At 46.7% G+C, this 18,613-nt stretch carries 17 protein-coding genes; 8 read left to right on the forward strand and 9 right to left on the reverse strand.

What is annotated here, in order from left to right; genetic code table 11:
- The first annotated feature begins 239 nt into the window (after positions 1 to 239).
- Positions 240 to 1,058: a hypothetical protein gene (locus OEU88_RS03555; RefSeq protein ID WP_262693727.1), complete on the forward strand. Its 819-nt coding sequence runs from the start codon at positions 240 to 242 to the stop codon at positions 1,056 to 1,058.
- Between the two features lie 296 nt (positions 1,059 to 1,354).
- Here the strand turns inward: OEU88_RS03555 and OEU88_RS03560 are convergent, their stop codons facing one another.
- The gene (locus tag OEU88_RS03560; protein ID WP_262693728.1) at positions 1,355 to 2,965 is read right to left on the reverse strand and encodes an EAL domain-containing protein; all 1,611 of its coding nucleotides are present in this window, start codon (positions 2,963 to 2,965) and stop codon (positions 1,355 to 1,357) included.
- Positions 2,966 to 3,217: 252 nt separating this feature from the next.
- Here OEU88_RS03560 and OEU88_RS03565 point away from each other — a divergent pair, with 252 nt between their 5' ends.
- On the forward strand, positions 3,218 to 5,281 hold the full coding sequence (locus tag OEU88_RS03565; protein WP_262693729.1) for a S9 family peptidase: 2,064 nt from the start codon (positions 3,218 to 3,220) through the stop codon (positions 5,279 to 5,281).
- Between the two features lie 66 nt (positions 5,282 to 5,347).
- Here the strand turns inward: OEU88_RS03565 and OEU88_RS03570 are convergent, their stop codons facing one another.
- Positions 5,348 to 7,054, reverse strand: a complete 1,707-nt coding sequence (locus tag OEU88_RS03570; protein ID WP_262693730.1) for an amidohydrolase — start codon at positions 7,052 to 7,054, stop codon at positions 5,348 to 5,350.
- A 116-nt stretch (positions 7,055 to 7,170) separates the two neighbouring features.
- Between OEU88_RS03570 and OEU88_RS03575 the strand changes: the two genes are divergently transcribed.
- Complete coding sequence (locus tag OEU88_RS03575; protein WP_262693731.1) at positions 7,171 to 8,529, forward strand: putative O-glycosylation ligase, exosortase A system-associated; 1,359 nt, start codon at positions 7,171 to 7,173, stop codon at positions 8,527 to 8,529.
- A gap of 29 nt (positions 8,530 to 8,558) precedes the next feature.
- On the opposite strand, the gene OEU88_RS03580 is transcribed toward OEU88_RS03575, so the two are convergent.
- Together OEU88_RS03580 and pspF are read right to left on the reverse strand one after the other, a co-directional pair.
- On the reverse strand, positions 8,559 to 8,882 hold the full coding sequence (locus OEU88_RS03580) for a hypothetical protein (RefSeq protein WP_262693732.1): 324 nt from the start codon (positions 8,880 to 8,882) through the stop codon (positions 8,559 to 8,561).
- A 36-nt stretch (positions 8,883 to 8,918) separates the two neighbouring features.
- Positions 8,919 to 9,953, reverse strand: coding sequence for a phage shock protein operon transcriptional activator (gene pspF, locus OEU88_RS03585; RefSeq protein ID WP_262693733.1), 1,035 nt, complete (start codon positions 9,951 to 9,953; stop codon positions 8,919 to 8,921).
- 202 nt (positions 9,954 to 10,155) lie between these two features.
- Between pspF and OEU88_RS03590 the strand changes: the two genes are divergently transcribed.
- From OEU88_RS03590 to pspC, 4 genes are all read left to right on the forward strand, one after another.
- Positions 10,156 to 10,320 (forward strand): hypothetical protein, encoded by a 165-nt coding sequence (locus OEU88_RS03590; protein WP_262693734.1) that lies wholly within the window; start codon positions 10,156 to 10,158, stop codon positions 10,318 to 10,320.
- Between the two features lie 160 nt (positions 10,321 to 10,480).
- Complete coding sequence (gene pspA, locus OEU88_RS03595; RefSeq protein ID WP_262693735.1) at positions 10,481 to 11,197, forward strand: phage shock protein PspA; 717 nt, start codon at positions 10,481 to 10,483, stop codon at positions 11,195 to 11,197.
- Between the two features lie 69 nt (positions 11,198 to 11,266).
- Positions 11,267 to 11,494: an envelope stress response membrane protein PspB gene (gene pspB, locus OEU88_RS03600; protein WP_262693736.1), complete on the forward strand. Its 228-nt coding sequence runs from the start codon at positions 11,267 to 11,269 to the stop codon at positions 11,492 to 11,494.
- Positions 11,481 to 11,873 carry an envelope stress response membrane protein PspC gene (gene pspC, locus OEU88_RS03605; RefSeq protein ID WP_262693737.1) on the forward strand — a complete coding sequence of 131 codons (393 nt, stop codon included), beginning with the start codon at positions 11,481 to 11,483 and terminating at the stop codon, positions 11,871 to 11,873. Before pspB ends, pspC begins: the two co-directional genes overlap by 14 nt.
- A gap of 77 nt (positions 11,874 to 11,950) precedes the next feature.
- On the opposite strand, the gene OEU88_RS03610 is transcribed toward pspC, so the two are convergent.
- Positions 11,951 to 13,291 carry a spinster family MFS transporter gene (locus tag OEU88_RS03610; RefSeq protein WP_262693738.1) on the reverse strand — a complete coding sequence of 447 codons (1,341 nt, stop codon included), beginning with the start codon at positions 13,289 to 13,291 and terminating at the stop codon, positions 11,951 to 11,953.
- Between the two features lie 136 nt (positions 13,292 to 13,427).
- Between OEU88_RS03610 and OEU88_RS03615 the strand changes: the two genes are divergently transcribed.
- Complete coding sequence (locus tag OEU88_RS03615; RefSeq protein WP_262693739.1) at positions 13,428 to 13,844, forward strand: SufE family protein; 417 nt, start codon at positions 13,428 to 13,430, stop codon at positions 13,842 to 13,844.
- A gap of 72 nt (positions 13,845 to 13,916) precedes the next feature.
- On the opposite strand, the gene OEU88_RS03620 is transcribed toward OEU88_RS03615, so the two are convergent.
- The 4 genes from OEU88_RS03620 to pdxR form a co-directional block, all read right to left on the reverse strand.
- Positions 13,917 to 15,287, reverse strand: coding sequence for a sodium-dependent transporter (locus OEU88_RS03620; RefSeq protein WP_394805223.1), 1,371 nt, complete (start codon positions 15,285 to 15,287; stop codon positions 13,917 to 13,919).
- A gap of 100 nt (positions 15,288 to 15,387) precedes the next feature.
- On the reverse strand, positions 15,388 to 16,200 hold the full coding sequence (locus tag OEU88_RS03625) for a hypothetical protein (protein WP_262693741.1): 813 nt from the start codon (positions 16,198 to 16,200) through the stop codon (positions 15,388 to 15,390).
- A 2-nt stretch (positions 16,201 to 16,202) separates the two neighbouring features.
- Positions 16,203 to 16,964 carry a carbonic anhydrase gene (locus tag OEU88_RS03630; RefSeq protein ID WP_262693742.1) on the reverse strand — a complete coding sequence of 254 codons (762 nt, stop codon included), beginning with the start codon at positions 16,962 to 16,964 and terminating at the stop codon, positions 16,203 to 16,205.
- A 70-nt stretch (positions 16,965 to 17,034) separates the two neighbouring features.
- The gene (gene pdxR / locus OEU88_RS03635) at positions 17,035 to 18,465 is read right to left on the reverse strand and encodes a MocR-like pyridoxine biosynthesis transcription factor PdxR (protein WP_262693743.1); all 1,431 of its coding nucleotides are present in this window, start codon (positions 18,463 to 18,465) and stop codon (positions 17,035 to 17,037) included.
- Positions 18,466 to 18,613 lie beyond the last annotated feature (148 nt).

The raw sequence follows: 18,613 nt of genomic DNA on the forward strand, positions 1-18,613 counted from the left end.
GCGCTGATTTTTACCTGTTCTTAATAAATCAGGGTGTATCTTCGAAGGGTAGATGCAGCAAATTAGCTCCCATGATATGACTGTGTCAAAGCGGGACCGCCCCCTCTCCCCCAAATTGCGGTTCCGCTTTTTTATTGCCTGATTATCGTTAAATTTCATTCGCTAGTTTTATTAGAGACTTGCATATTTACCGCAGATAAACTTCAATGGCGGCGGGGGTTATTGTTGGTGAACAAGATATGAAAGCGTTACATTCCTTTGTATTAGCGGTTGTTTTGAGTATTGCGGCGCTGGCGCCGGTGCATGCTCAAAGTCTTGTGGATACGGATGACCCGCGCCAACTGGCCCTTGATGTATATAGTGGTATCAACCGCGCAGCACCTGAAGCGACCATTGCGGTTCGTCTGCAAGCTGTGGTGCGGTTGTTCCGGTATCGTTGTACACGCCTAACCGATTACCAGGTGTTTGCGCAGCGCACCAATATTATTGACCTGAAAGTGAAATGCAGCGGCGATACACTTTACGGTGTAACCGTGGCTTCCAATGGTTATGTCACAGTGTACGGCGGCAATGGTATTCTGTCAGGGCTTAACCGCTCGGATGGGTTGATCTACAGCTTTGATAATGAAGGCGAGTTGTCAGGCGATAGCTCTTTAACTGTCAATCAGGCTTTCGGTGAAACCGTTGACCGTCTTGACCTTGAGGACGAAGTGAACGTTGCTTCTATCGTCGGTATCGTCACAATAACATTTGCGTTTATCCTGGTTTTCACCATCGTTTGGTGGCGGGCATGGAAATTTAAGCAAACGCGCAAACCGCGGGAGCGTATGAAGCCAATGCATAAGCACCGTGTGGGTGCGAGCAGCAGCTTGAAAGACGAATATCTTGAGGAAAGCAAAGAGGTTGTGAAGAATGTGTTCAAGCATCCTGATGGTTTCTATATTGGTCGGGGTAAAAGCGGCAAACGCCGTTTCTTCAAGAGCGCGATGTGGGCAAAAACATATGCTGCCCGCGGGTGGCGCCTGTTTGAGATCAGTGCACCGGAGCGGTCTGCTTAAGTGTTAGTCGGTTGCTTTAATCAAGTCAGCGCATTGATAGCTATCTCCTGAACGGTGATGTCCATGTAGCCCCTGTGTAAGCTGCGATAAAGTCCGCCGAAAAAGCCAAAAATATAAGCAACCCTGTAAACTGAATATAGAAGGGGGGGATTAACGCGACCTTCCCGACTTGGTGCCGCTTTTCTCGCCATCGGCCAAAACCCCAAAGCACTGCACCCAAAACCATACCAATAAGGGCGTTTGTTGTTTGCATCAGGTTGATCCATCTCAGCTGGTCTACAAAGCATGTATATCAATTATGCTTTGGGTGAAAATTCAGGTTTACCGAAGTGATACCCTTGTCCGAAATGAACGCCTAGTGATTTTAACAAATCGGCTTGAAATTGATTTTCGACATGCTCGCCAATAGTTTTTATATTGAGGTCATTACACAAACGTACGATGGATAGAAGAAAGGTTGGATTATAGTTTGGCTGCCCCATACTACGGATATAAGTGCCGTCAATTTTGACAAAATCTACATTGAATGCACGCAAGTATTGATACCCTGAAGCGCCTGCGCCGAAATCATCAAGAGCAATTCTATAGTGCATTGCCTTTAAGTCATTTAGGGCAGCTTCAGCTTTCTCCATGTTTTGAATGGTGCTTGTTTCGGTCAGCTCTATAAGAAGAGATCGCGCAATATCTTTTGCGCCGCTTAAGACTGCCAAAAACGTATCTCTGAAACGATCACTATCAAGCGTTCGACCAGATACATTGATGGCAAGTGACACCGGATCACCAAGGCGCTTCATTTTACGGATGTAATCAATCGCTTTTTTGCAAAGCGTAATATCAAACTCCTCGATCATGCCAACATTCTCGGCAAATTTAATGACTTCGAGAGGTTTGTTTTCAGCCATTTTATCGTTGAAGCGGCTGAGAACTTCATGATGATGGATGGTACCATCCATTAGACTAATGACAGGTTGAAATGCGATGTTGAACGAGGCACTTTCAATCATAGACCTGATACTGGTTACGCGCTGTTGTGCTTCGCTAGCCATTGTTTCATAAGCCGATGAAAGGTTGTCAAACGACACATCGCTTGTGTTTTCACAGAATTGGTTCAGAACATAAGAGAGTGTGCGTAAAGTTTCCTCTTCGGAGAGGTCGGTGGTGTCAGATGATAGTGTGGCGACGGATGCTTTTATTGCTGCATCTTGATCCAGTTCTTCGAGGCTTTGTTTAATGCGCTGACCATCGGTTTGTGCACGGTGGAGAAACGCAAAGTGTTTTCCATCAATTTGACCGGCCATCTCACCATCGATTGAGATTGTCTTCAGATGCGCTGCCAAACGACGAATAAAGCGCTCAGCAAATTTGGGGCCGTGCTTTTTCTTGGCATCATCCAGCCCATCAACTTCAACCGCCGTAATATAAAGGCTGTTGTTTGTGGGATTTTCAGTCATTGTTGAACTTGCCAGTTTCAGGAAAGTGTCTTTTGGTATTAAGCCTGTCTCACTGCTTTCACGGTGTTCGTTGCCTCGTGCACCAAGGGGCGCAGAGCGAAGTGCAATGAATGTACGGCTATGCGCTCCCGGCATGTGGAGTGCAAACAGGCGTAGTGTTATATTGCCGCCTGTTTCACTTTTGAACCGAAGTGGTATTGGCCCTAAACGACCTTTGTGCACGAGGTGGCTTTTCAGTGCGAGAAATACTTCAACATCATCCGCGTTTATGATGTCTGTTATCGGGGTGCCGATCAGGGTACCTTTTGCCGTATCATTGCAAAGTCGCTCTGCAGCGCCACCCTCGAAAACAATCTGGTCCTGACCATCAATCTCCAGAAAAATTTCAGCGGCAGCAAAAGCAAACGCAACGAACCGTTCGCGTTCTTTTTTTATCTCATCCATCAATGATGCCATGCCACCCCCAATAGCCTTTATTTTAGCCCTTTGCTGCTTGCTTGAGGCTTAAATCAAACAATAACGATAAAGGTTAATCGTAAACAAACCCTATAGGGATTTATTTTCGGGTGGCTTTCCAATTGAGTTATGTGCTGTTAGGTTTGAGTATTATTAAAACACTTACCGAGATGACGGTGTTTCGTTTTGGGCTGGAATATAAGTGTAACTATTGATTTGGGGAGTGGATTGATGAAGTTGATGGGAAATAAGATGAGCGGCAAGTCATTGTTTTTGGCCTGTGGCCTCGTATGCAGTGCTGTAATGCCTGAGGTTTCTGCTGCAACGCCTACACCTGTGCAGGGTGGGCTTCAGTATAGTGATGTTTTTGATCTTGAATATGCGACCGGGCCACAGATTTCACCTGATGGACTTTCAGTATATTACGAACGGCGCTCAATGGATGTCATGACAGATAGTGTGCGTTCAAATATTTGGGCTGTTGATTTGGCGGGCGGTCATCACCGACCAATTCTATCCGGGAAATCACAATACCGCATGCCGCGCTTTTCGGCTGACGGTAAACGCCTTGCTTATCTATCCACTGCTGAAGGCAATACGCAAATCTATGTTAGGTGGTTGGAAGGCGGCGACACCGCACGTGTAACAGATATCTCGCGCACACCGGGTAATATTAGCTGGTCGCCAGATGGTGCCTCCATTGCGTTCACAATGTTTGTACCATCCGAAGGATTATCTTTGTTTAGTTTGCCTGCTAAGCCGAAAGGCGCCAAATGGGCAGGTAATGTCAAATCAACTGATCAGATGGTTTATCGCCGCGATGGAGCTGGTTATGTGGCACCAGGATATACCCATGTATTTGTAGTGCCGGCAGATGGTGGCACACCGCGTCAGGTAACCAGCGGTGATTTTAATCATGGTGGTGCGATTGCGTGGACGCCAGACTCGTCTTCCATTTTAATATCAGCAAACCGAAGTGATAACTGGGAGCGTAATCCGCGTGAAAGCGAAATATACACGGTTGCTATTGAAAGCGGTACCTACACGCAGTTAACTAACCGTGTTGGCCCTGACCGCTCTCCAGTTGTGTCGCCAAATGGTGATCTGATTGCTTATACCGGTAATGACGAAAATGGCCTGTCCCAGCAGAACGGCGATGTGTATGTGATGAACATGGACGGTACCGGCGTGCGCAATTTGACTCAAGGCTTAGACCGTAATGTCAGTAATATTCAATGGAATGCTGAAGGCACCGGCCTTTATTATTCTTACGACCGTTCAGGCAAAAAGGTTGCGGCATTTACCAACTTGGCAGGCAATGGCCGGATTATTACAGATGCTCTTGGGGGTACAGTAATGGGGCGGCCATATACCAGCGGTACATACCGGGCGGTTCCGGATGGTCGTATTGTATTTACACAAAATCGTTCTGACCGACCAGCGGACCTTGCCATTATTGATCGAATTGGCAGTGTTAAAACACTGACAGATCTTAACAGTGATGTTTTGGGACAGCGCAAGATGTCGATAGCGGAGCGCATCGTCACGAGCTCAAGTGTTGATGGTATTGAGGTTGAAGGTTGGATTGTAAAGCCTGCGGACTTTGATCCGTCGAAGCAGTATCCGCTGATACTTGAAATTCACGGCGGTCCGCACTCGGCCTATGGTCCAGGCTATAGTACAGAAGTTCAGCTGATGGCGGCACAGGGGTATATGGTGTTATATACAAATCCGCGTGGCAGCACATCTTACGGTGCAGACTTTTCTAACCTCATTCATCAAAATTATCCGTCACAGGATTATGATGACATGATGGATTTGGTGGATGCAACTATTGCACAAGGCTCCGTTGATGCAGATCAGCTGTATGTAACGGGTGGTTCTGGCGGCGGTGTGTTAACGGCATGGATTGTTGGTAAAACCAACAGATTCCGTGCGGCTGTGGTGGCAAAGCCGGTTATTAACTGGTCAAGTTTTGTTCTAACTGCAGACATTAGTGCAATGACGACAAAATACTGGTTTGCCGATATGCCATGGAACATGCCTGAGCATTACTGGCAGCGTTCACCATTATCACTGGTTGGAAATGTAACGACACCAACAATGGTGATATCTGGTCTTGAGGATTTCCGGACGCCAACTTCGGAAGCTGAACAATATTACAAGGCTTTGAAGCTTGAAGGCGTGCCAACGGCACTTGTGACTGTGCCCGGGGCAAGTCATTTGATTGCAGGTAAGCCGAGTAACCTTATCCAGAAAATTGGAAACATCTTGGGATGGTTTAATAAGTTTGAAGGTAATGCGAACGCAGATTAAGTATCTGCCATCTTAAAAGATATACGGAAAGGCCTCTGCAATGCAGAGGCCTTTTTGGACGCTAAACTACAAACTGTTATGCAAAACCCTGCCGTCTACAATTGTTAGTACAGCTTTTCCTTTCGGAATGTCTGTCTCAATAGCGGTCATCAGATTGATGGTAAATGCGGTAAAGTCTGCTTTTTTGCCAACAGCAATCGAACCAATTTCATCTTCTGCAAAAGATGCAATCGCTGGCCACAGTGTGAACATTTTTAAGGCTTCTGCGCGCGTTAAAGCTTCACGTGCACGCCAATTTTCACCTTGAAAACCGTTCAAATCGCGTCGGGCCGTGGCTGCGTAAAATTCAATTAATGGATCGCCGCGTTCAACAGGTGCATCTGAACCACCAGCAATGATAACACCCGTTTCTAAGAGAGTTGTCCAAGCGTAGGCGCCGTCTAATCGAGTGTCACCTAAACGGTCAGGCGCGAAGTGCAAATCACCAATCGCGTGCGAAGGTTGCATTGATGGGATAACGCCCAGCGTTTGATAACGCGGTATATCGTCAAGGTGAAGAATTTGTGTGTGTTCATCGCGCCAGCGCGGTACTGACACAGCCCGCTCCGTAGGTGGGACGGCATTAAATGCCTTTTCAAACCAGTTCAATAGTTCACGGTTGCCGCGATCACCAATAGCGTGAACATTCATCTGAATACCGCGCCTGAGTGCGTCTTCCAGTATGGGAGCTACTTCCTCTTCTTTCGAGAGCATAAGTCCTAGCGTGTTTGCGTCTGAGTATGGTTCTATTAGAGCAGCACCTCTGGATCCTAGAGCGCCGTCCATATATAGTTTTATGGCACGGGTTACAGCGCGACCGTTGGTGTTTGTACGTGCACCTGTCGTGAGCAGTGTATCGGCGTCAGCCCTGTTAATTGAATTGTATACGCGAATGCCGACAGTGTTTTCGTCAGATAAAGCTTCCAGCATCTCAACTTCTGTCCAGCTGACAGACATGTTATGCAAACCTGTCCAGCCATATTGCGCATATATATCTGCCCCAACCGTGAGTTGTTGGCGAATGTCTTCAGGTGTAGGGGCTGGAATGAGGTTGCTCACCAAGCCTTGTGCTAGGTCGATTAGTAAGCCTGTCGGCTCACCCAGTGCATTTTTTATAATGTCACCACCAAAAGGTATCGGCGTTTCACCGTCAATATTTGCGGCTGTCAATGCTGCAGTATTAACAACAGCAGCGTGACCATCAGCACGGGTTAAGATGACGGGGCGGTCAGCAACAATTTCATCGAGATCCCAGCGTGAAGGGAAGCGACCCTCTGGCCAGTGCGTTTCAATCCATCCACGCCCGACAATAACAGCCAGATCATTTTCCGTGCTATAGGCACGCAGAGCATCTTTTACTGCTGTAAGTGAGTTTAAGCCTTCAAGATTAAGGGTAAGTTCACGTGCGCCTATGCCTGACAAGTGTGCATGCGCATCAACAAACCCTGGATATAATGTGGCGCCGTTTAAATCAATAATTTCTGTTGTGTTGGATGCCAAGGCTCCCGCATCTGCGCGATTTCCAACATAAATAATGCGGTCATTCGCGATGGCGATGGCCTCGGCCGTTGGGGTCGAATCTTCTGCGGTATATATTGTGCCGCCCCAGATAATCATGTCTGCCGTTTGTAGGTTGAGGTCTGAGGCAGAGTTTCCTGTTTGTATGGCATTTGCTGTAAACGCATATGACAACGCGAATATTGTTAGTGATAGAATGTTGCGAATAAAGCGCATGACATGATCTCCTTTGCGCGCCATGCTATGATGGATAACTGTTATGTCAAGCGGCAGGCTTGCAGAATGCCCTTTAAATTGGCACAATGATGGAAGTGAGACTGTAGGATTAAAGCATGAAAAGCGCTCTCGTCGCCTTGTTGATCTTTATTTGGATGCCAATAATGGTTTTCAAACCGCAAATTGGTGTGTTGGTTTGGAACTGGGTGTCTTTTATGTCTCCGCAATCCTATACATACGGGTTTGCTGCAACGTTTCCGTTTCTTGTCAGTGTTGGCGGGCTAACAGCTCTTGGTGTCGTCATTTCGAAAGATGAAAAAAGCCTGCCGGCGCATCCCATCATTTTTGCTATTCTGATATATTTTACGTGGACCTTGGTGACATCAGGGGCTGCATTTGAATTTGAGGTGGGTAAGCCAAAGCTCATAGAGTTTTCAAAAACGATCGCTTTTACAATTCTGACTGCCATGATCATGAAAACACCTAATCGCTTGAAGGCATATTATTATGTGATGATGGCGTCTTTACTATTTATTGGCATTAAAGGGGGAGTTTTTACTGCCGTCACAGGAGGAGGTGCACGCGTGCAGGGTGCAGGCGGTATGATGGGGGATAACAACCAGCTTGCTATGGCGATGGCAATGACATTCCCGTTGACTGTTTATTTGGCAATGCATCCGCCGCATAAGTGGCTTAAATGGCCCATGTTTGCGACAGTATTTTTGGTAATTTTAGCGGTTCTTGGTACGCAGTCGCGCGGTGGCTTTGCGGCTATTGCTGCTGTTTTGTTTATGTTTCTCCTCAAGTCAAAACATAAGTTCACTATTTTGATTATCGCTGTACCTTTGGCATTTGGCGCGTTTAATTTCATGCCGGATAGCTGGAAAAACCGAATGGAATCAACAGAGGAGGCCACCGACGATAACAGTTTCATGGGGCGTGTTTCCATGTGGAAGTATGCGACTAATGTGGCTAGTGATCACCCCATTGAGGGCGGTGGTTTTGATGTGTTTTATATTCGTTACCTTGGGCCTAAATATATGCCGCCTGGCTATATACAACGTGCACCGCATTCAAGCTATTTTGAAGTGCTGGGTGAGCATGGGTATGTAGGGTTACTTTTGTTTCTTACTATTTTGTTTACGGGTTGGTACTCTGGCGCCACGAATGCAAAAAGATTTCGGCGGTATGAAGAAACAATATGGCTCGCGGATATGAGTACTATGATTCAATTGGCGTTACTGGGTTATGCCATGGGGTCGTTGACTGTGAACATCGCACTATTTGATGTGTTCTATAACCTGTTAATCGTTCTCGTACTGTGTCGCTCTGTTGGTGATAAGATCATTGAGAAGGGTGTCACAGAAATAAAACCAAAGGGTATTTTGGCGGCTGCACTATCAGGTGGTGGTAAAGATACTGAAGCAGGCTGGAAGCCTGGCGCACGGAAAGGCAAGCCACAGCCGGCTGAGTAATAATTAAGCTAACTTATATTGTTTGGTATTTATTCGCTTTCGTCCATCAGCGACGAAAATGACCGGGTGTTTTTACTACGCTGCCAGCGTATAAAACCAAATATTGCACCAATGCAGCTTGCTAGTGCGATGATGCTGGCAAAGACAATGAAAAAGCCGAAAACCCAAGCTGTGAGACTGTGTTGACTTTCACAGCCTCCTTCGCACAAGCCAGTTGTTGGGTCGCCTACAAAATATAAAAAGCCACCAAGTGTTAATAAGCTTGCGACAATAAGCCGGATCGCGTTCTTGGTGTTCAGCAGGTTACCTGACCTGCGGTGTTGCCGTTTTTTCACAAATATATGTTCAACCATTCCCACACTATGAACAGCTGACTGTCTATAGGCAAGTCACGAACCCAAGAGGTTATGTTTTTTCAAAGCATGTCGCAATTGATCATAAGTTATGTGAAGCCATTTTGCGGCTGCGCGCTGGTTATATCGGTTTTGTTCCAGCGCGTGCTTTAGCAATCGTTTTTCGTGTTCCGCCAAAGCAACTTTGAAATTAATCGGTGTATCTGGCAGGCTATCTTCTTCATAATCAGCATCTTTGCCTGTACCGGTTTGCTCTTCTGTATAGTACTGACGTAAGGCAGCCGGTTTCGGCCGGAAAGGGCTTTCAAATGGATCAAACACAAGCCCGCAAACGGCTTGTTCGCCGTCCCATGCGCAGTATATGGCGCGTTCGATGACATTCTTGAGTTCACGGATATTGCCGGGCCAAGCGTGATCCAGTAATTGCTCTGTTGCCAAATCGGAGAAGCCCGGGAATTGTAGCCATTCTAATTCACGCGCCATTGCCAGACCAAAATGGTTGGCAAGCAGCATAATATCTTCAGGCCTGTGGCGCAGTGGCGGCACGGTAATGACATCAAAAGCCAAGCGATCAAGTAAATCATGCCTGAATTGTCCTGCATCAGCAGCAGATGGCAGATCAATGTTTGTGGCGCCTATTACTCTCGTATCAACATAGATGGTTTCCGTGCCGCCCACGCGTTCAAACTCACCGTATTCTATAACCCGCAACAATTTTTCCTGCGCGGCCATACTCATTGTGCCAATCTCGTCCAGAAACAAGCTACCTTTGTCGGCGGCTTCAAAGCGCCCTGCACGGCGCCCTTTGGCGCCGGTAAAGGCACCTTGCTCATAACCAAACAACTCGCTTTCCAGCAGTGTTGGGGTAAGCGCAGCGCAGTTCATTTTTTGAAAGTTATTATCCCAGCGCCGCGATAGATAGTGGAGGCGGGCAGCGATTAGCTCTTTGCCGGTACCACGTTCGCCGATCACGAGGATAGGGCGATCAAGCGGTGCTGCGCGGCTAACCTTGTCCATCAAATCCAGAAACGCTGGTGAAGTGCCGACGATTTGTTCTGATTGATAATTCATTGCCAATATATAGTAAAAATTACTAACTATTGGTAGTTTAAATTTAGATAAAGAAAGAAAAAGAATATATTAAAAATAATTATCTTTATATTTCAATTAGTTAAATAATTTTAAAAAACTGGCACACCTTCTGCAATGTTATGGATATCCACCCGCTAAGAGGTGGTTAATACGACAGCAAAACAGGACTAGAGGACACGACATGAACCAGTTATCACAAATTGCGAGCTTACATGTTTTATCAAGCGATACGCTGATGAATGTACCAGGTATTTTTTCAGGCCTTGGTGTAACACGCTGTGCTGATGGGCGTATGCCTAGCACGATGCGACGGGAGCGTCGTCGTAGCCGTAATAACCGGCACTAGTCCAACCGGCCCAGGATCGACAGCAAATAAACGACAACACTAATAATAAGCGATCACAAAAGAAGTTAACAAAACTCAAGAAGGTCGCCCACGGAACTGCCAAAAAATGGCTCATAGAAGCCCGAGGCACGAGCGAGGATTATAAGAAAGGAACATAATAATGGGTATTTTCTCCCGCCTATCAGACATCGTAAATTCGAATATCAATTCCATTTTGGACAAAGCCGAGGATCCTGAAAAAATTATCCGTATGGTTATTCAGGAAATGGAAGATACCCTTGTTGAAGTGCGCTCAAGCGCTGCAAAAACAATCGCAGATCAAAAAGATATAACTCGCCGGATTGGCAAACTTGAAAAAGCACAGTCTGATTGGGAAAAGAAAGCCGAACTGGCGATATCTAAAGGTCGTGATGACTTGGCCAAAGGCGCGTTGGTTGAAAAAGCCAAGGTTGCCGACATGGCAGCACATATGATTGAGGAAGCCGCTCACCTTGATGAAGCGCTTAAGCGCAATGAAGATGACGTCGTAAAGCTTGAAGCGAAGTTGCGTGAAGCACGTGCGAAAAAGGCCTCATTGCAGGCAAGACATAATACGGTTTCCAATACTGTGCGCCTGCGTAAAAACCTGAATGATAATCGTATTCAGGATGCTTTTGACCGATTTGATAAAGTGGATGCGCGCCTTGATCGCCTTGAAGGTGAAGCTGAAGCCATGAACCTTGGCAAGACAGAAACACTTGCCGAAGAAATCACTAACCTTGAAGTGGACGACTCCATCGAAAAAGAGCTGGAGCAGTTGAAAGCGAAAGCGACTGGCACGGCCAACGATAATAAAAAAGCAGCAGCCAAAGCTAAAGCTAAGACCGCTTCTAAATAGTGATAATGCGCGCCCATGTGACCCTGGGCGCGCCAACAAGAAGAACCCAAAGAATTAAGGGCTAAGAAGATGGATGTTATACCAATATTACTAACGGTTGTTGTCGCCCCGTTGTGGATCATTTTTCACTATGTGACCAAATGGAAACAAATGAAGGGTATCACCCCTGAAGATGAAGCGTCACTGGGTGACCTAAGGTCAACAGCGGACCGCCTTGAAGACCGTATACGTACAATGGAACGTATTATGGATGACGAAGTTCCAGACTGGAGGAGCAGGCACAATGACAAGTTTTAAGAAAAGCCCAACCCGCCTTTATAAAAATCCTGTTGATGGAAAATTTATGGGTGTGTGTGCCGGTATCGCCGATTACCTCGGCATCTCTACAACTCCCGTGCGTGTGCTGACTGTAATTGGTTTCTTTACGCCGCTCAGCTTCTTCATATTTGTTGGTTACTTCATTTTGGGGTTCATGCTCGATCCTGCACCAGTTGACCTTTATGAAGACGAACAAGAAGAAGAGTTCTGGAAACAAACCCGCAAGTCACCTGATTATACAGCAGCTGAGCTTCGCCGTCGGTTTCGTGATATCGAACGTCGCACTAGTGAAATGGAAGCATACATGACAAGCAAACGCTTTCGCTTAGAGCGCGAGCTCAGAGCACTAGAAGACTAAAATTTACAGAGACTATCTTTCCCTTCCTCCCGGATATGAGAAAGAGCTATGGCGGGCGCCTTCTGGCCCGCCTTTTTTTATGCGTTCTGAGCTTCTAATTCTCGTGCGTTTTCTTGATCGACAGCACGCATATATGCTTTGCGTCCCCATAAGAATGTCAGAATACCAAGTGGTATGGTGATAAGAGCCACCGTTAGATAAGAATAACGAAGGGCACTTTCGCCGCTAAACACATAATCTGACATAAAGCCTATAGCAAACGGACCACCGCCGTATCCGATAAGGCTTGTAGACATGATATAGATCGAGATGATTTGCCCGCGCATTTGGTTAGGCGTAATGATTTGAAGACTGGCGTAGGCAACGCCGGATGGGCTGTTGACAAAAAAGTTGCTGATCCCGAGTAAAACCCAAGCCAGTGTCGTGTCGGAAACAAACACAATTGCAATTGAAGGAATGGCGAAACCAATAGGGGCCATCATCAGCGCGCGAATATGGGCGTCTTTTTTCCCGGCTTTAAACCATTTGTCAGCGATATAACCACCAAACAAAAGACCCAAAGGCCCGGTGATGATGGAAATGGATCCGAATATCAGACCAACCTCAGAGCCACTGAGGCCGTGATAACGGCTGAAGAAAAACGCGAGAAAAACGACACTGCCAAAACCAAAGGCCGCATTCATCGAAACACCAAAGCAAATTGCTGTGTAGGCTTTATATTTGCTTTTGAAAAAAGCAAAAACTTCTTTTATCGGTATCGCAGCTTGACCTGCCACTTGACCTTGTCGGGCGGGTTCTTTCAGTGTTAAAACAAATAGCGTTAGGAGCAACCCTGGTGCTCCGACCAGCAATAATGCCTTCTGCCAGCCGCTTGCGATATTGAAACTCCAGAAAGCAATATCAGGCATTTGGTTGGCAATTGGAATAATTGACCCGCCAATGATGAAAGCCAGCGCTGAACCAACAGGAATACCCATGGCGTAAACGGATAGGGCAGTTGATAATTTTTGTTTGGGAAAGCTGTCGGCAATGATGGAATTTGCAGAAGGCCCAAGTGTGGCTTCACCGATGCCCACACCCATGCGCAGTACGAAAAGCTGGACGAAGTTTTTTGCAAGTGAAGATGCAGCGGTTGCGAGGCTCCAGAGAAAAAGCCCTATGGCAATTAGACCTATGCGACTGCGGCTATCAGCAATGCGCGCGCAAAATAACCCAATGAATGTATAAAAGACAGCAAAGGCAAACCCGACAAGTAATCCGAACTCAGTATCTGAAATGCCAAAATCAGCTTTAATCGCAGGTCCTAGAAGGCTGAGAATTTGTCTGTCGATAAATGAAAACGTATATATTAATAGTAGCAAGGCAACAGTATACCAGGCATAGCTTGGCTTTGGATATACGTTGTTATCTTCCGACATAAGTGCTTCCTTGTTGCGATGCTCTTGTATCCTCATCAAATGATGATTGCATTTTGAGCCTGATACTTTAGACAGTCGAGCAAATGCTGAATTTGTCAAGGCTTTGCTCTTTTCATCTCTCGTTATGGAGTAATCGATGTCGCTTGAAAATACAACAATCGTTGAAATTATCGAGACTTTTGAATTTCTGGATGATTGGGAAGATCGTTATCGGACCATCATAGACTTAGGCAAACAGTTGCTGCCGCTGGCTGCAGAAGAAATGACAGATGCTTTTAAAGTCCGGGGCTGTCAAAGTCAGGTTTGGCTTATACCCACCGTTGATGCAGATGGTATCATTCACTTTAGAGGTGATAGTGATGCACACATTGTTAAAGGCCTTGTTGCATTAATGATCGTTTTATTTTCTGGCAAAACGGCTAAGGAAATTTTGGCAATTGATGCACGCGGCGTTCTTGACCAGCTTGGTCTTTCTGCCCATTTGTCACCTATGCGGGCAAATGGTGTGTTTTCCATGGTTGAGCGCATTAAGGAAATAGCAAGCGCTGGGTGAACATAGATTAGATAAACGGTTCAATAGAAAAAGGGGCATGCAACAGCACGCCCCTTTTTTTTCGCGCTGATTTTAGCCAGTAACCGTATTGTAGATAATAGACACGAACACGGCACCAATTGCGACCGGGCAAATAAAGCGTACAAGGAAGTACCAGATACGGAATGTACCATCTTCCATAGCCAGCTCTTCCATCATGTTTTTGCGGCTAACAAACCAGCCAACAAATATAGCAGAGAACATGCCGCCAATTGGCATCATGATATTGTTGGTCAGGAAGTCTTTCGCATCCAGAATGCTACGACCAAAAATACTGATATCTGCAACAGGATTATCACCCTGGCTCAGGCCTGATAGAATGCCCATAGTAAAGATAAAACCGCCAATCATTAAAGCGACTTTGCGTCTGTTAGCGCCTGTTTTTTCAGTAATATAGGATACTGAAGGCTCAAGTAGTGAGATTGAGCTTGTGATGGCAGCAACAACCAACAGGAAGAAGAAGGCACCGCCAATAAACGCGCCGCCGCTCATTTGTCCGAATGCGATAGGTAGTGTTGCAAAGATAAGCCCTGGGCCTTGGCCAGGAACAAGGCCGTATGCAAATACGATAGGAAAGATCATCATACCAGCCATGATAGCTACACCTGTATCTGCACTTGCGATAATTACTGCAGATTTTCCGATGTTTACATCACGTGTCATGTATGCGCCGTATGTCATAATAGAGCCAAGTGCCAACGACAATGAGAAGAATGATTGACCGAGCGCTTGTAGCATCACATCAAAAGTCAGTTTTGAGAAATCAGGCTTGAATAGAAAATCTACTGTCGCAGCCAGGTCGCCAGCGATACTTGAATAAATAGCAAGCCCAATCAGAAGCGCGAAAAGTGCTGGCATCAGATAGGTTACGGCTTTCTCAAGGCCACCTTCAACACCGCGTGCAACAATGAACATTGTTAGACCCATAAAGGCTGCATGCCAGCCAATAACAGCATACTCGTTGGTAAGCAGTCCGCCAAAATGAGCACCAGCTGCGGCTGCATCCATACCTGAGAATGTGCCTGCGAAGGCATCAAACATATAAGACAGGGTCCATCCACCAATGACAGAGTAGAAGCTAAGAACGATCACGGCGCCCAGGACACCGGACCAACCGATTAAACTCCATAACGGACTACGGCCTTCTTCTTTTGCAATCTTGGCCATAGAGCCGATTGGTGATTTTTGCCCGCGCCGTCCAAGCGACAACTCGGCGACAAGAACAGGCGTACCAATGACGAAGACAAAGAAAAGATATATAAGCACAAATGCGCCGCCACCGCCTTGACCGGCTTCATACGGGAACTTCCATATGTTCCCAAGACCAACGGCGCTGCCGACGGCTGCCATAATAAATGTCCAGCGCGAAGACCAATGCGCAGTTTGTGAAGTTCCAGCCATTATCCCAATCTCCCCAGATTTGGTTACTTAGAGCCCGATTTTGATTGCAGATCAGGCTTAATATTTGTGTGTGATAAAAAGTATATGCCAGCTTTAGCGTTCGTCAGCGCGATGTGTCAATGACGGCGCAGTATTCACCTTGGCTTTTTACCGTATTGCATAGGCGGTCCGCATCACTTTTTTCACTAACCCGTACACCTAGGCGGATGGCTGTGTTGCCATTGACCACAAGCTCCCATTGATCGATCAAGCCTGTTAACGCAGGGAATTTCTTCTCTAAAGTTGCACGGTTACTGGTTGCGCTTTCAATGGAACCATAGCTTGTCAGGTGCGCAAACCATTGCCCAAGAGGTGACTGGCTAGCAGGTCGAACAATTGATTGTGATGCGCCGCCTGAGTAACTGAGCGTTGATGCAATGCTGCCCGTGTTTAATGCAGAGGTTCGCGCGAGCCCATTATGCAAAGGTCGTTCAGGAGCAAGGTTAACATCAAGGGCGGCTAATTGCTGTGAAAGAGCCGCGAGCCTGCGTGCAGCTTCGTCTGTGGCAAGACCATCCGCCAGAACACGATCAGCACAGCTTGCACGTACAATATCAGTTGATCCTGTTTGCATAACAGCAGCATATAGAGAACGTGCACGCATGGCGGCACCTGTCTCTTCCAGGGCCAATGCTGTGTAAAATCTGTCTGACGCAGAAAATAATGGTTCAGCCGTTAGTGCATCAAGAGCGTCTTGGCCGCGTCCTTCACAAATAGCAGTTTGTAAAGCCGCCGGTAACGGGCGAACAGTGCCCCTCTCAGACGGATCAGAAGAACCCATAATGCCTGACATGGTGCCGCATGCGCTGAGAAGCAACAGTGGTAACAGTTTAAAGGCTGACCATTTAATTTTTGTATATTTTGTTGCTGTACCCATGATTACTGTCCGCGTGCATCAAGGATAATACGGTTGCCACGTTGCTGCATTGGCCGCGCATTGTCTCCGCCAATAACACCTTTAATTAATAAAATCTGCTCGGCAGAAAACTGCACTGGTTTTTTCAGAATATACCAGCTCACACCTTCAGTGCACGGCGGTGTGGTTAAAGACCCGGTGTAGCGGTAATAGTCTTTATTTGAAGGCATGAGGTCTCTGGCATTAACAAAAACGTCCGCACGCCTGTTACGCTGATCTGGCTCAAGTGGCAAATGCGGCATAAATTCAGTGATGGCTTTGTTTTCTGCGCCTTCCTCAATAAGACTAACAACAACAGCGCGTTTGCCGTCCGTTGCTGTATGCATAAACTGGATAGACATCGGGAACGTTTTGTTTGCTACCGTGTGCTCTGCGGGTGTGTGAAAAACAGCGCCTTCTAAAGCGTAAGATTTTGCACCAACTTGCAAACTGCTGCCGGCATCATATCGCATATGAATGGATAATCTGTTGTTGGTCAGATCAATCGGAGTAACGGTGTAATTGGTCTCAAGGCGGCGCATAACCGCAGGTTCAGTGCCTTCAATATTGATAGGCGACTGGAACTGGCCAGTACGACAAATGGCATTTGCACTGCCGAGCGTGTGCCAAGCGGACGGGCCGTTGTTACCATTATAGCTCCAGTTGGCTTCCTGTGCTTGAGCGCCAGTATGCAAGGCAAAGCCTATGGTCGTTGCAGAAATAAGACCAATGAATAATTTTCTCACGCTGCCGCCCCTCCTCAGGCCGGATAGATGGTTAACCAATTAACAAGAGGCTACTATGCGCATGCAATTATTAATAGCCCGTTTCTCGCTGCATGTTTTTTCTAAATGTTTCTATAGCGGGCTCAATCAGTTCATCCACCATATTTGCAAACCCCATTAAAACCCCGTGCTCAGGTTTTGTCTTGTTAAATGTGTGAGACAGCGAAACAGCGCCTATACCCGCAGTGTATGCAGCTTCAACCCATATGTCTTCTGTAATACCGGACTTGATCAAGGCAGTGGTTGGTCGCAGCAATAAGTGCAGGCCAGCGTCCGAGGGTTGCAGGTTGAAATAGGGTGATAGTTTCTGCCTGATACATGCAGCGCACACATTTTGGCGGCGTGCATGCACTTTACGCAGGCGTCTTATATGTTTGCTGAATTCTCCGCTTTCCATAAAGGCATTCAGGGCCAATTGTCCTGTGATTGCAGGAAAGCTGTCAGTAGCAGAACGAAAGGCCATGACGCGGTTAACTAAATGTTCTGGTAATACTAAATAACCCATGCGTACGGCTGGAAATAGAGATTTCGAGAAAGTGCCGCCGTATATAACACGCTTGCCACCATCGACGCCTTGCAGGCTGTTAAGAGGCCTGCCCGCATAACGGAATTCACTGTCGTAATCGTCTTCCAGTATGAGGCTATCTGTTTCCCGCGCCCAGTTTAAAAGCGCCAGCCTGCGGTTATGCGGCATAGTATAGCCAAGCGGATATTGCTGAGAAGGGCTGGTAACCAGCAAGCCAGCGCTTTTTTGCGGAACGCATGCCCCGTCAGCGTCAACGGCAGTATATGATATGGGTATACCTGTCGCCCTTGCTGCCGCGAGCATGCCAATAAACCCGGGCTCTTCCAAAATAATGTTGGCATTTTCTTGTAATACTGAAGATGCGAGCAGGAAAAGCCCTTGCTGCAAGCCAGAGACAATCATCACTTGCTTGTACGAGCATACAACGGTGCGCGAGGCTTTCAGGTAATCAGCAATATTTTGCCTGAGCGGCGCATAACCAAGCGGGTCGCGGTGGTACATCAAGTCTGCATTCAAACCTCGCACGGCTTTGCTGGCGGCACGGGCCCAAATCTGGTTTGGGAATTGATCCAGCGCAGGCATGCCGGACAGTTGCATTGGCTCAGTTTTGGCGGTAACCACCCTTGGTGGTTTTGTATTTTCGCCTTGGCTTGATGTCATGAAGTCGTCGGGCCGCATGGCGCTAACAAAGGTGCCTGCGCCGCGTTTGGTCTCAAGGTAACCTTCCGCAATCAACTGATCGTAAGCCTCGATAACTGTATTGCGTGCAATACCCAGGCGTTTCGCAAGTGCACGGGTTGCTGGAAGACGTGCTCCTGTTTTCAGTATGCCGTCTAAAATACCGCCGCGAATGTCTGCATGTAATTTTTTCTGTAATGAAATGCCTTTTGAATTCTCTAGGGCATGACTCCAAAGCGTGGCTATATCTTGTTCCAAAATTGGACCTATAAAAAATATTAAATTGGACCTATAAAAAATATTAAATTGGACCTTATTATAGGATCAATAAGCGCGCATTTTGTTTGAAAATCAATATGAAAAGCATGGTGATATCAATGAATACCAAAATCATAACCTATTGGGG

This window comes from Kordiimonas aquimaris (assembly GCF_025574485.1).
GTDB classification, from domain to species: Bacteria; Pseudomonadota; Alphaproteobacteria; order Sphingomonadales; family Kordiimonadaceae; genus Kordiimonas; species Kordiimonas aquimaris.